Origin of the sequence: Variovorax boronicumulans, assembly GCF_009811375.1 — a bacterium.
GTDB lineage: Bacteria > Pseudomonadota > Gammaproteobacteria > Burkholderiales > Burkholderiaceae_C > Variovorax > Variovorax boronicumulans.
This window is the reverse complement of sequence record NZ_BKDH01000001.1, coordinates 925,043-938,194: the sequence shown is the minus strand read 5'-3', so window position 1 is coordinate 938,194 and position 13,152 is coordinate 925,043. Positions and strand designations below refer to the sequence as shown.

At 70.8% G+C, this 13,152-nt stretch carries 11 protein-coding genes; 6 read left to right on the top strand and 5 right to left on the bottom strand.

Annotation, left to right across the window (positions count from 1 at the left end; all coding sequences use genetic code 11):
• Positions 1 to 4 precede the first annotated feature (4 nt).
• From VHAB30_RS04410 to VHAB30_RS31040, 4 genes are read left to right on the top strand one after another with little or no spacing between them, the layout of a single operon-like run.
• The gene (locus VHAB30_RS04410) at positions 5 to 1,513 is read left to right on the top strand and encodes a sugar ABC transporter ATP-binding protein (RefSeq protein WP_216850695.1); all 1,509 of its coding nucleotides are present in this window, start codon (positions 5 to 7) and stop codon (positions 1,511 to 1,513) included.
• On the top strand, positions 1,510 to 2,556 hold the full coding sequence (locus VHAB30_RS04405; protein WP_070062533.1) for an ABC transporter permease: 1,047 nt from the start codon (positions 1,510 to 1,512) through the stop codon (positions 2,554 to 2,556). The genes VHAB30_RS04410 and VHAB30_RS04405 overlap by 4 nt, the downstream gene beginning before the upstream one ends.
• Positions 2,557 to 2,590: 34 nt before the next feature.
• The gene (gene gabT, locus VHAB30_RS31045; protein ID WP_216850694.1) at positions 2,591 to 3,862 is read left to right on the top strand and encodes a 4-aminobutyrate--2-oxoglutarate transaminase; all 1,272 of its coding nucleotides are present in this window, start codon (positions 2,591 to 2,593) and stop codon (positions 3,860 to 3,862) included.
• A 12-nt stretch (positions 3,863 to 3,874) separates the two neighbouring features.
• Complete coding sequence (locus tag VHAB30_RS31040) at positions 3,875 to 5,338, top strand: NAD-dependent succinate-semialdehyde dehydrogenase (protein ID WP_070062531.1); 1,464 nt, start codon at positions 3,875 to 3,877, stop codon at positions 5,336 to 5,338.
• Positions 5,339 to 5,342: 4 nt separating this feature from the next.
• Here the strand turns inward: VHAB30_RS31040 and egtD are convergent, their stop codons facing one another.
• Together egtD and egtB are read right to left on the bottom strand one after the other, a co-directional pair.
• Positions 5,343 to 6,341, bottom strand: a complete 999-nt coding sequence (egtD, locus tag VHAB30_RS04395; protein WP_159275957.1) for an L-histidine N(alpha)-methyltransferase — start codon at positions 6,339 to 6,341, stop codon at positions 5,343 to 5,345.
• Positions 6,342 to 6,367: 26 nt separating this feature from the next.
• Positions 6,368 to 7,633 carry an ergothioneine biosynthesis protein EgtB gene (egtB, locus tag VHAB30_RS04390; RefSeq protein ID WP_159275956.1) on the bottom strand — a complete coding sequence of 422 codons (1,266 nt, stop codon included), beginning with the start codon at positions 7,631 to 7,633 and terminating at the stop codon, positions 6,368 to 6,370.
• A 148-nt stretch (positions 7,634 to 7,781) separates the two neighbouring features.
• Here egtB and VHAB30_RS04385 point away from each other — a divergent pair, with 148 nt between their 5' ends.
• A complete protein-coding gene (locus VHAB30_RS04385; RefSeq protein ID WP_062477668.1) occupies positions 7,782 to 9,128 on the top strand; it encodes an NAD(P)/FAD-dependent oxidoreductase in 1,347 nt (448 codons plus the stop codon).
• A 22-nt stretch (positions 9,129 to 9,150) separates the two neighbouring features.
• Positions 9,151 to 9,402 carry a hypothetical protein gene (locus VHAB30_RS04380; protein WP_159275955.1) on the top strand — a complete coding sequence of 84 codons (252 nt, stop codon included), beginning with the start codon at positions 9,151 to 9,153 and terminating at the stop codon, positions 9,400 to 9,402.
• Between the two features lie 39 nt (positions 9,403 to 9,441).
• Here VHAB30_RS04380 and VHAB30_RS04375 read toward each other — a convergent pair whose 3' ends face one another.
• The 3 genes from VHAB30_RS04375 to VHAB30_RS04365 form a co-directional block, all read right to left on the bottom strand.
• A complete protein-coding gene (locus tag VHAB30_RS04375; RefSeq protein WP_159275954.1) occupies positions 9,442 to 11,364 on the bottom strand; it encodes a PhoX family protein in 1,923 nt (640 codons plus the stop codon).
• A 60-nt stretch (positions 11,365 to 11,424) separates the two neighbouring features.
• The gene (locus VHAB30_RS04370; protein ID WP_159275953.1) at positions 11,425 to 12,003 is read right to left on the bottom strand and encodes a thermonuclease family protein; all 579 of its coding nucleotides are present in this window, start codon (positions 12,001 to 12,003) and stop codon (positions 11,425 to 11,427) included.
• 96 nt (positions 12,004 to 12,099) lie between these two features.
• On the bottom strand, positions 12,100 to 13,131 hold the full coding sequence (locus VHAB30_RS04365) for a LacI family DNA-binding transcriptional regulator (protein ID WP_159275952.1): 1,032 nt from the start codon (positions 13,129 to 13,131) through the stop codon (positions 12,100 to 12,102).
• Positions 13,132 to 13,152 lie beyond the last annotated feature (21 nt).

The following is a 13,152-nucleotide window of genomic DNA, read 5'->3' as shown; positions in this document are numbered from 1 at the left end:
GGCCATGGCTCCCGTGCTGCTGCAGACCCTCGGCCTGGGCAAACGCTACCCCGGCGTGCTCGCGCTCGATGCGATGGACTTCGAGCTGCGCGCCGGCGAGGTGCACGTGCTGTTCGGCGAGAACGGCGCCGGCAAGTCGACGCTGATCTCGCTGCTGGCCGGCGCCAATGTACCGACGGCGGGCGAGATCCGCATGCACGGCGCGCCGGTGAAGTTCGCCAACGTGCACGACGCGCGGCGCCACGGCATCAGCGCGGTGTTCCAGGAGTTCTCGCTGATCCCGACGCTGTCGGTGGCGCAGAACCTGAGCCTGGGCGAGGAGCCGCGCCAGCGCGGCCTGCTCGACCGCGCGGCGGTGCGCGAACGCGCCCGCACGATGCTGGCCGACCTGGGCTTCGAGATCGACGTCGACGCGCCCGTGGCGGGCCTCACGCGCGCGCAGCAGCAGATGGTGGAGATCGCCAAGGGCCTGCGCGGCGAGGTGTCGGTACTGATCCTCGACGAACCCACCGCCTCGCTCACCGACACCGAGACGCAGCGCCTGTTCGAGCTGGTGGCGCGGCTGAAGGCGCGCGGCGTGGGCATCGTCTACATCTCGCACCGCATGCAGGAGATCGCGCAGATCGCCGACCGCATCACGGTGCTGCGCGACGGCCGCAAGGTCACGACGGTGGACGCGCATGCGACCAGCGCAGACCGGCTCATCGAGCTGATGAGCGGGCGCGCCATCGACAACATCTACCCGCGCATCACGGCCACCCCCGGCGAGGTGGTGCTGCAGGTCGAGGGGCTGGCCTCGCCCAACGGCGTACGAAACGCCAGCCTCACGGTGCGGCGCGGCGAAGTGGTCGGGCTGGCCGGATTGGTCGGCTGCGGCAAGTCGGAGCTGTTCCGCGCGATCTACGGCCTCGACCCCGTAAGCGAAGGCCGCGTGCTGTTCAGGGGCCGGCCGCGCACCGGCGCGACGGTGCGCCAGCTGCTCGACGAGGGCCTGTTCTACCTGCCGCCCGACCGCAAGGGCGAAGGACTGGTGCTCGGCTTCACCTCGCGCGCCAACATCACCCTGCCCCTCGTGCATGGGCCGCTGCGCGGGCGCGGCGGCTGGCTGCGCAAGCGCCTCGGGCGGCGGCTTTCGACGACGGCCGCCGAGCGCGTCGAACTCGCGCCGCGCAACCTCGAACGGCCCGTGGGCCTGCTCTCGGGCGGCAACCAGCAGAAGGTGCTGTTCGGCAAGGGCATGACGCGCGACGCCGCGCTCTACGTGTTCGACGAGCCCACGGTCGGCGTCGACGTCGGCACGCGCAGCGCGCTGTACGAGGTGATCCGCAAGCTCTGCGAAGGCGGCGCGGCGGTGGTCGTGATCTCGTCCGACCTGCCCGAGGTGCTGCACCTGAGCCACCGCGTGTACGTGATGTGCCGCGGCGAGATCGCCGGCGAGCTGCATGGCGACGCCATCCAGGAAACCGCCGTGCTCAACCTGTTTTTCGGCCCCAGCGAGAACCCCTCCTCATGACTTCGCCTTCCCTCACCGCCGCCCCCGCGGCTCCCACGCCCGGCCTGGCCGGGCGCGCCCTCGGCCTGCTGCGCAGTCTCTTTTTGCGCCTGGGCGTGCTGCCCTTCATGCTGGTGATCGCCTGCGTGGTGTTCGCCACGCTGTCCGACCAGTTCCTCACGGTGCAGAACCTGGTGAACCTGCTGCGCCAGTCGGTCTACCTGATCCTCGTGTCGCTGGGCCAGATGCTGGCGCTGGTCACCGGCGGCTTCGATCTCTCGGTGGGCACGGTGATGGCGATCACCTCGGTGGTCTCGGCGCTCGCCATGCAGGCGCTGGGCGCGGCCTTTCCCGACGCGGCCTGGATGGTGGTGCTCGTGGGCTGCGCCTGCGGGATGCTCGCCGGGCTGGTGGTGGGCCTGGTCAATGGCTTCGGCGTGGCGGTGATCGGCGTGTCGCCCTTCATCGTGACGCTGGGCGTGCAGTCGATCGGCTTCGGCTTTGCGCTGTTCCTCACGGGCGGCGTGCCGGTGTCGGGCATGCCGGCGCAGTTCAGCGAGCTGTTCGGCTTCGGCACCGTGCTCGGCGTGCCGGTGCCGATCCTCGTCACGGCCGTGTGCGTGGCCGGCATGGGCGTGCTCATGGGCCGCCTGCCGACCGGCACGCACCTGCTCGCGGTGGGCGGCAACGCCAAGGCCGCGGCGCTGTCGGGCATCGACACGCGCCGCGTGCTGCTCATGGCCTACCTGCTGTGCGCGGGCCTGGCGGCCGTGAGCGGCCTGCTGCTCACGGCGCGCGTGGAAACCGGCGAGGCCAACCTCGGCGGCACCGTGGCGCTCGAATCGATCGCGGCCTGCGTGATCGCCGGCGTGAGCCTGCGCGGCGGCATCGGCCGCGTGCCCAACGTGGTGATGGGCGCCATCTTCATCGGCCTGGTGCAGAACGGCATGAACCTGGCCAGCGTGGGCTCGTACCTGCAGATGGTGGTGCTGGGCGCCCTGCTGATCGTGGCCGTGGTCGCCGACCAGATCCGTCATCGCATGGTGGCGCCGGGCAGCCATTGAGCGCCCCCCAATACAAGCAACAAAGGAATCTCTCATGACATCCACGACCAACGCCGCCATCGACGCGCGCCGCATCGCCGCCACGCCGCGCGGCGTCGGCATCGGCTTTCCCATCTACGCAGAGCGCGCGCTCAACGCCGAGCTGTGGGACGTCGAAGGCCGGCGCTACATCGACTTCGGCTCGGGCATCGCCGTGCTCAACACCGGCCACCGGCATCCGCGCGTGGCGGAGGCCATTCGCGCGCAGCTCGAGTGCTTCACCCACACGGCCTACCAGGTGGTGCCGTACGAAAGCGTGGTGTCGCTGGCCGAGCGCCTGAACCGCCTCACGCCCGGCACCCACGCCAAGAAGACCGCCTTCTTCACGACCGGCGCCGAGGCGGTCGAGAACGCGATCAAGATCGCGCGCGCCGCCACGCGCCGGCCCGGCGTGATCGCACTGAGCGGGGGCTTCCACGGCCGCACCTTCATGGGCATGGCGCTCACGGGCAAGGTGGTGCCGTACAAGACCGGCTTCGGGCCCTTCCCCGGCAGCATCTTCCACGTGCCCGCGCCGATCGCGCTGCACGGCGTGTCGGTGGACGATTCGCTGCGCGCCATCGACAAGCTGTTCAAGGCCGACATCGAGCCCGAGCAGGTGGCGGCCATCATCCTGGAGCCGGTGCAGGGCGAAGGCGGCTTCTATGCCGCACCGCCCGAGTTCATGCGCGCGCTGCGCGAGATCTGCGACCGGCACGGCATCCTGCTGATCGCCGACGAGATCCAGACCGGCTTCGCGCGCACCGGCAAGTGGTTCGCCATGGACCATCACGACGTGGTGCCCGACCTCATGACGATGGCCAAGAGCCTGGCCGGCGGCACGCCGCTGTCGGCCGTGTGCGGACGCGCCGAGATCATGGACGCACCCGCGCCCGGCGGCCTCGGCGGCACCTACGCCGCCAACGCGCTGGCCATTGCGGCAGCGCATGCGGTGCTCGACGTGATCGAGGACGAACGCCTGTGCGAGCGCGCGCAGATACTGGGCGACCGGCTCAAGGCACGCCTCGAAGGGCTGCGCGCGAAGGTGCCGCAGATCGCGGACGTGCGCGGCCTGGGCGCGATGGTGGCGGTCGAGTTCGCGGGTGCCGACGGTGCGCCCGACCCCGAGTTCACGAAGCAGGTGCAAACCCGAGCGCGCGACGCGGGTTTGCTGCTGCTGACTTGCGGCGTGCACGCCAATGTGGTCCGCTTCCTGTTCCCCCTGACCATCGAAGACGCGGTGCTCGGCGAAGGCCTCGACATCCTCGCCGCCGCATTGCAAGCCTGAGACAAACCACCCATGCCACTGAAACTCCAAGACCCGACCCTGCTGCGCCAGCAGGCCTGCATCGCCGGCGCCTGGGTGAATGCCGACAACGGCACCACCGTCGCCGTCACCAACCCCGCCACCGGCGAGCAGATCGGCACCGTGCCCATGTGCGGCACCGAGGAGACCGTGCGCGCCATCGCCGCCGCCGAGAAGGCGCAGAAGGCCTGGGCCAAGGTGCCCGCCAAGGAACGCTCGGCCATCCTGCGCAAGCTCAACGACCTGATGCTGGCGAACGTGGACGACCTCGCGCTCATCATGACCACCGAGCAGGGCAAGCCCCTGGCCGAGAGCCGCGGCGAGATCGCCTACGCCGCCTCGTTCATCGAGTGGTTCGCCGAAGAAGCGCGCCGCGTGTACGGCGACACCATTCCCGCGCCGCAGGCCGACCGCCGCATCCTGGCGCTGAAGCAACCCGTGGGCGTCACCGCCGCCATCACGCCCTGGAACTTCCCCACCGCCATGCTCACGCGCAAGGCCGGGCCCGCGCTCGCGGCCGGCTGCGCGATGGTCGTGAAGCCGGCCACGCAGACGCCGTTCTCGGCGCTGGCCTTTGCCGTGCTGGCCGAACGCGCGGGCGTGCCCAAGGGCCTGCTGTCGGTGCTCACCGGCTCGGCCAGCCAGATCGGCGGCGAGATGACGCGCAGCCCCATCGTGCGCAAGCTCACCTTCACGGGTTCGACCGAGGTGGGCCGCACGCTCATGAAGCAGTCGGCCGACACGATCAAGAAGCTGTCGCTCGAACTCGGCGGCAACGCGCCCTTCATCGTGTTCGACGATGCCGATGTGGATGCGGCCGTCGAAGGCGCGATGGTCTCCAAGTACCGCAACACCGGCCAGACCTGCGTGTGCGCCAACCGCTTGTACGTGCAGCGCGGCGTGCTCGAGGCCTTCACGCAGAAGCTGGTGGCCAAGGTCAACGCGCTGAAGGTCGGCAACGGCACCGAGGCCGGCGTCAACCAGGGCCCGCTGATCGACGCCAAGGCGGTCGAGAAGATCGAGGAGCACGTGGCCGACGCCGTCGCCAAGGGCGGCACCGTGCTGGCGGGCGGCAAGCGCCATGCGCTGGGCGGCCTGTTCTACGAGCCGACCGTGATCGGCGGCGCCACGCCCGACATGCTGTTCGCGCGCGAGGAAACCTTCGGCCCGCTGGCGCCGATCTTCGCGTTCGACACCGAGGCCGAAGCCATCGCCGCGGCCAACGACACCGAGTTCGGCCTGGCCGCGTACTTCTACAGCCGCGACATCGGCCGCATCATGCGCGTGGCCGAAGCGCTCGAGTCAGGCATCGTGGGCGTGAACACCGGGCTCGTCTCGACGGCCGAAGCGCCGTTCGGCGGCGTCAAGCAGTCGGGGCTGGGGCGCGAGGGCTCGAAGTACGGGCTCGACGACTTCCTCGAGGTGAAGTACGTGTGCCTTGCGGGGCTGGACAGCTAGCGAATCAGCTCACCAGCCAGTGCACGCTGAACAGCCGCTCGGGGTCGGTCCATACCGCCCCGACGCGGAAGCCCGCGCGCACCGCCAGGGCCTGCAGGCCCTCGACGGTGAACTTGTGCGAGTACTCGGTGTGCAGGGTCTCGCCTTCCTCGAACGAGAAGCGCTCGCCGCGCAGTTGCACGCTCTGCGCGCGCCGGCTCACGAGGTGCATCTCGATGCGGCGCATCGGTGCGTTGTAGAAGGCCGCGTGCGAGAAGCCGTCGAGGTCGAAGTCGGCCGACAGCTCGGCGTTCGCGCGCCGCAGCAGGTTGAGGTTGAACGCCGCCGTCACGCCCTGCGCGTCGTTGTAGGCCGCGTGCAGCCGGTCGGGGTCTTTCACCAGGTCGACGCCGATCAGCAGGCCGCCGCCGCGCAGCATGCGCGCCGCAAGCTGCAGGAACGCCAGCGCCTCGTCGGGCTCGAAGTTGCCGATGGTCGAGCCCGGGAAGAAGCCCACGCGCCGGCCCGCCCCGGCCATGGGCGCAGGCAGCACGAGCGGCATGGTGTAGTCGGCCGCGATGGGCTGCACCGCGAGCGCCGGGTAGTCGGCCTTCAGGCGCGCCGCCGCTGCTTCGAGGTGCTCGCCCGAGATGTCGATCGGCAGATAGCGCTTCGGCGATTCGAGCGCATCGAGCAGCAGCCGCACCTTGGTGAGCGAGCCGGCGCCGAACTCGACGATCTCGGCGTTCGGTCCGATCTGCGCGGCGATCTCGCCGGCGCGAGCGCCCAGGATGCCCAGCTCGGTGCGCGTGGGGTAGTACTCGGGCAGTTCGCAGATGCGGTCGAACAGCTGCGAGCCGGCCACGTCGTAGAAGAACTTGGGCGAGATGTGGCGCGGCGTGCGCGCCAGGCCGGCCTGCATGGCGCGGCCGAACTCGGACCACGGGGCGGTGTCGGGCGGGGTCGCTGCTTCCTGTCGCTGCAGGTGGCTGGCGAGGGCGAACGGGGCGGTCGGATTGCGCATGGTGCTCGGCTCCATCGAGGTGTCGGTCAAAGGTCTTTCGCGAGCCGCAGCCCCGAGAATTGCCAGCGTGCCGCCGGCGGAAAGAAATTGCGGTAGCTCGGCCGCGTGTGGCCGGCCGGCGTGGCCACGCTGCCGCCGCGCAGCACCAGTTGGCCCACCATGAACTTTCCGTTGTATTCGGCCGCGATGCCGGGCAGCGGACGAAAGCCCGGGTACGGGTCGTACGACGAACGCGTCCATTGCCAGACATGGCCGCTCATCTGCGCGATGCCGGACGCGTCGAAGGCGGCCTCCCATTCGAACTCGGTGGGCAACCGTGCGCCGGCCCATTCGGCGTACGCGGCGGCCTCGTAGAAGCTCAGCTGGGACACGGGCGCGTCGGCCTCCATCGGCCGCACGCCGTGCAGGCCGAACACCTGCCAGCCGCCGGGCGCGGCAGGGCCGCCGCCGGCGCCGAGGGTGGCGATGCGCGGGTCGTCGGCTTCGAGCCAGTAGGCCGGGTGGCGCCAGCCCTGGGCCTGCACCGTGGCCCAGCCGTCGGACAGCCACAGCTCGGGCCGGTGGTAGCCGCCGTCGGCGATGAACTGCGCGTAGTCGCCGCAGTTCACCAGCCGGTCAGCGATGGCGTAGGGGCGCAGCAAGGCGGCGTGGCGCGGCGTCTCGTTGTCGAAGCAGAAGCCCTCGCCCGCATGCCCGACCTCGACCATGCCGCCCGGCTGCTCCAGCCAGCGCACCTCGGCCGGCACGGCGGCCAGCCGCCGTGCCGGGCCGCTCGCGGGCTTGCAGGCCGGCAGCAGCGGGTTGCACGACAGGGCATGCAGGATGTCGGTGAGCAGCAACTCCTGGTGCTGCTGCTCGTGGTTCAGCCCGAGCGCGACGATGGCCTCGATGGCCGCCCATTCGAGCGCCTCCGGCGCCGCGAGCAGCGCGAGCACCGCCTCGTCGACATGGCGGCGGTAGGCGTGCACCTCGTCGAGCGAGGGCCGCGTGAGCAGGCCGCGCTGCGGCCGCGGGTGGCGCGGCCCGAGCGCTTCGTAGTAGGAGTTGAAGAGGTAATGAAAGCGCGCATCGAAGGGTTGGTGCCCCGCCGCATGCGGCTGCAGCAGCACGGTCTCGAAGAACCACGTCGTGTGCGCCAGATGCCACTTGGTCGGACTGGCGTCGGGCATCGACTGGATGCACTGGTCCTCGGCGGACAGCGGCGCGGCCAGCGCCAGGCTGGCGGCGCGCACCGTGCGGAATTGCTCGCGCAAGGCGCTCGCCACGGGGGCGATCGGCCGGGAAAACGTCATGGTGTCTCCAGTCGGGTGAGCCGGAAGTTTTAGCCCATACCGGCGACAAAAGCACGTAGGACAAGACGCCGCCGCCGCGCCGCCGCAGGAGCCCGTCCTGCGCGCAAGCGGCCCCGGAACGCCCCGGCCCGCTGCGTATGATTCGACGATGCAAACCCCCTCTCCTTCGGCCAGGCCCCACGTTGTCATCATCGGCTGCGGTTTCGGCGGACTCGAGGCAGCGCGCAAGCTGCAGCGGGCCGACGTCGATGTGACGGTGATCGACAAGACCAACCACCACCTGTTCCAGCCCCTGCTGTACCAGGTGGCGACCGCCGGGCTCGCGGCGCCGTCGATCGCGGCGCCGGTGCGTGCGCTGTTCCGCAAGCAGGCCAACGTGACCACGCTGCTGGCCGAGGTGACGGGCATCGACCCGGCCGCGCGCACGGTGCAGCTGGCCGATGGCAGCCAGGTGGCCTACGACCACCTGATCGTGGCGGCCGGCGCCACCCACAGCTACTTCGGGCACGACGAGTGGGCGCCCGCCGCGCCGGGCCTGAAGACGCTGGCCGACGCCTTCGAGATCCGCCGCCGCGTGCTGATGTCCTTCGAGACGGCCGAGACCACCGCCGACCCCGAGCGCCGCCGCGCGCTGCTCACCTTCGTGGTGATCGGCGCCGGGCCGACCGGCGTCGAGATGGCCGGCACGCTGGCCGAGATCGCCAAGCACACGCTCGCGGGCGAGTTCCGTCGCATCGACCCCGGCAGCGCGCAGGTGCTGCTGGTCGAGGGCGGCCCGCGCGTGCTGCAGGCCATGCCCGAGAGCCTGAGCCAGAAGGCGCTCGAACAACTGGAACGGCTCGGCGTGGAGGTGCGGCTGAACGCGCGCGTCACCGCCATCGACAACGCCGGCCTCGAAGTGCAGACCGGCGGCGGCCCCGACGGCGCGCCGCTGCAGAGCTACCGCATTCCCAGCAGCTGCGTGGTGTGGGCGGCCGGTGTCGCGGCCTCGCCGCTGGGCCGGCTGCTCGGCAATGCCACGGGCGTCGAGTGCGACCGCGCGGGCCGCATCAAGGTCGAGCCCGACCTGAGCCTGGCCGGCCACCCCGAGATCAGCGTGGTGGGCGACCTGGCCGCCGCCATGAGCCACGCGCCCGGCAAGCCGCCCAAGCCGGTGCCCGGCGTGTCGCCCGGCGCCAAGCAGGCCGGCCGTGCGGCGGCGGCGAACATCCTGCGCCGCCTGGCGGGCCAGCCCACCGTGCCATTCCGCTACGCCGACTACGGCAACCTGGCCACCATCGGGCGCAACTCGGCCGTGGTCGACCTGGGCACGCCCTTCGGCCCGCTGCGCTTCAGCGGCCGGCCCGCATGGCTGTTCTGGTTGTTCGCGCACGCGTACTTCCTCATCGGTTTCCGCAACCGCGTGGTCGTGATGTGGGACTGGGCCAGCGCCTACTGGAGCTTCCAGCGCAACGCGCGCGTGGTGGCCGACGTGCAAGGCCGCAGCGAGTCGTAAACAAGCACCCTCACGCCGCGCGATGACGTTGCTCTGGTGGGTCGTCTTTCATGCGCTCGATGCGCTGTTCTGGCTCTGGATCCTGCGCTGGGGCGGCGCGGCCTGGCTCGAAGGCACATTCATCTCGGGCTTTCTCGTGAGCATCTTCGCGCCGCGCTGGGGCGCCGAGGGCCTGCGCATGTTCGCGCTGCTGATGCTGATCGTGTGCGCGATCAGCTTCGTCTGGGGGCTGTTCATGCCCGAGGTGCGCTGCTGGTACTCGGGCCACTGCTGAAGCCCCGAGGGCGCCCCGCGAGGCGCCCCCTTGGCCGCGTCAGCTGCCGATCACCCCGCCGTCGATCTTCGTGATGACCACGGTCGCCGAGCGCGGCCGGCCCGCGCCGTCGGGCCACTTCGACACGGCGAGCGGGCGCTCGGGGTCGCTGCGCTCGTTGGCCGGCTCGCCCGGGTGCTGGATGTTGATGAACAGCGTGCGCAGGTCGGGCGTGGCCGTGAGGCCGGTGATCTCGCAGCCGGCCGGGCCGAGCAGGAAGCGGCGGATCTCGCCCTTCGTCGGGTCGCAGGCCAGCATCTGGTTGTTGGGCAGGTTCGTGTACTCGCCCTTGCCGAGCGTGGAGGTCGACACGTCGGTCTGGATCCACAGCACGCCGCGCGCATCGACCATCAGGCCGTCGGGGCTGCCGAAGGCGTCGCCCTTGACGTTGCCCTGCGCCTCGTAGCGCGTCTGCTTCGGGTCGCCCGCGAGCACGAGGTGGTTCCACGCGAACTTCGTGGCGTCGAGGTCGCCGCTTTCCTTCCAGCGGATGATCTGGCCCATCGTGTTGTTGGAACGCGGGTTGGCCGCGTCCATGAAGGGCTGGCCCGGGGCGCCGCGGTTGCTGTTGTTGGTGAGCGTGCAGTAGACCTCCTTCGTCAGCGGATCGACGGTGGTCCACTCGGGGCGGTCCATCTTCGTCGCGCCGAGGATGTCGCTGGCCTGGCGCGACTTGATGAGCACGTCGCCCTGCGTGGCGAAGCCCTTGTCGGCCACCAGCCCGCCCTTGCCCTGCACCAGCGGCAGCCATTCGCCCGTGCCGTCGACGTCGAAGCGGCCCACGTAGAGCGTGCCGTGGTCGAGCAGGTCGCGGTTGGCGGCGGCGCCGCCGGGGCGGACCTTGTCGCGGCTCACGAACTTGTAGATGTATTCGAAGCGCGAGTCCTCGCCCATGTAGACCACGGCGCGGCCGTCGTCGGTGAGCGCCACGGCGGCACCCTCGTGCGCGGCGCGGCCCAGTGCGGTGCGCTTGCGCGGCATGGAAGTCGGGTCTTGCGGATCGATCTCGACCACCCAGCCGTAGCGGTTCGATTCGTTCGGGTGCTTGGCCACATCGAAGCGCTCTTCGTGCTCGTGCCAGCGGTACTTGGCGCCGTTGCCCTTCTTGAGGCCCCAGCGCTTCTGGTGCGCATCGGGCGTGGCGGTGCCCTCGAAGTAGTCGGCGAAGTTTTCCTCGCAGGTCAGGTAGGTGCCCCACGGCGTCTGGCCGTTGGCGCAGTTGTTGAAGGTGCCGAGCACCTGCGTGCCCGAGGGGTCGCCCGCCGTGCGCAGCATCGGGTGGCCAGCCGCGGGGCCGGTGAGCGTCATCGGCGTGAGCGCTGTGATGCGGCGCGCGAAACGCGAAGGCAGCACCTGCTGCCAGGCCGCGCCGTCGCGCTGCAGCTCGATCACCGACACGCCGTGCGCGTGCATCGACTTGCGCACCTTCGCGGCGCTCCAGGTCTTCATGCCGTCGGTGTGCAGCAGGCCGTCGTCCACGTACTCGTGGTTCAGCACCAGCAGGCCGCGGTTCGATCCGTCCAGCGGAAAGAAGGCCATGCCGTCGTGGTGCATGCCGGCCTGCAGCGCCTGGTCGTCGGCGGAGTCGGAAGCGTCGGTCTTGAAGGCGGGCATGCGGCCCGCGATGCCGGTGGGGTCGCCCCAGCGGTACAGCACCTGCGTGCGGTAGCCCTCGGGCACGACCACCTGGTCGACCGCCGCCATGGGCACGCTCTTGAAACCGATGGCGCGGCCCAGGCCGCTCACGGCGTTGCTACCGCCGCTGCCCGTGCTGGCACAGCCGGCCAGCGGCCCGAACAGGCCTGCCACGGCCGCCGCCAGGCCGCCGCGCACGAAGACCCGCCGCTGCGGATCGGACACGTCGTGGATGGTGGGATTGCCGGAGGGGTTCGAGTCCTCCATGCGCGCGAAGTCTTTGGCCATGTCCTGGGGGTCCGTGGGAATCGTGGGAACCCGCGATGCTCCCGCGCGCCCATGAAGCCGTCATGACAGGGGTTCGAAGCGCACGTCGCCCCAAGGCTGCGAGCTACCGCCGTGGTTGCTGTTGTTGTTGCGCGGCTGCTCCCGGCGTTCGCGGCGCCAGTCCCACGGCGGCGTCGGCGCGGTGTCGGCCCACAGGCCCAGGTGCTGCGCACGCGCCGCGGCCTCGAGGCGGAACAGGTCGCCGCCGCGCTTCTTCGCGATGCCGTGGTAGTCGTACACCCAGGCCCAGCCTTCGGCCACCAGGCGGCGGCCGGCGTCTTCGCCGTTGCAGCGCACGTCGGCCACGGTGCGACCGTAGCGGTCGGTGTCGCGCTCGGTGATGACGGCCTTCTCGGCGTAGCACAGGCGGCTCAGCGCCTGGCGGCTGCGCTGGCCGTAGGGCTGCGCTTTCTCGGGTGCGTCGATGGCGGCGATGCGCACCTTGACCTGTTCGTAGGCGCCACTGCGGCCGCAGCGCGCGGTGAGCGTGTCGCCGTCGCTCACGCCCACGACGAGGCAGGTGCGCGGCGACGCGGCGTGGGTCAGCAGCGGGAGGAAAAGACCGAGGGAAAGAAGCAGGAAGACGGGACGAAAGCGCATGCGAAAAGGAAGCGGAACACGGGGCCGGGAATGGCCGACGATTCTCGGCGCGAAGTGTGCGCACCGCCCTGCGGATGCATTTGTTTTCGTCTTCGCTCAGCGCGCAGCCGGCGCGCCCGTCGACTTGCGCACCACCAGCTCCGGGCGCAGCACCACGGTGGAGGCCGAGAGCGCCTGTCCGTCGATCTCCTCGAACAGCATCTCGGCCGCGCGCCAGCCGAGTTCGCGGTGCGGCAGGCGGATGGTGGTGAGCGGTGGATCGACCATGTCGACCAGCGGCATGTCGTTGTGGCCGGTGATGGAGATGTCTTTCGGCACGCGCAGGCCGGCCTCGCGCAGCGCGTCGTAGGCACCCAGCGCCACGAGGTCGTTGCAGCAGACCACGGCCTGCGGCGCGGCGCCGGCCGCGAGCATCTGCTTCATCGCGGCCGCGCCCGCTTCGCGGCTGTAGCTCGCGCACTCGACGATGCGCGCCGGCTTCATGCGGTGGTCGCGCAGCGCCTGCTCCACGCCCAGCAGGCGGCCCACGCCGGTGGGGATGGTCTGCGGCCCCGCCAGGTGCGCGATGCGCTTGTGGCCCAGGCCCACGAGGTGATCGACCGCGAGCTTCATCGCCAGCCGGTCGTCGCTCACCACGGCGGGCAGGCGGCCGGTCTCGTCAGCGCGGTTGACCAGCACCGCGGTCATGCCGGCCTTGGCGACGAAGTCGACCAGCGGGTCGTCGCGCGTGGCGGTGGCCAGGATCACGCCGTCCACGCGCTGCGCCAGCATGCGCTCGAGCACCGGCCGCGCCAGCGCCGGATCGACCACGTTGGTGACGAACACGAAGTAGCCGCGCGCCGCCGCGCTGGCCTCGATGCCTTGCAGGATCGGCGGGAACACCGCGTTCGTGATGTCGGGCACCAGCACGCCGATGGTGTGGGTGCGGCCCGTGCGCAGCGCCGAGGCCGCGCGGTTGGGCCGGTAGCCCAGGCGCTGCGCGGCCTCCTCGACCACGCGCAGCACCTCGTCGCTGATCAGCGAGCGCTTCTCGGGGCTGAGCGCGCGCGACACGGTCGACACATGCACCCCGGCGGCACGGGCGACGTCGCGGATGGTGACGGGGCTGGAGGGGGGATGGGTGCTCATTGGTGCAAACGATTGTTGGTC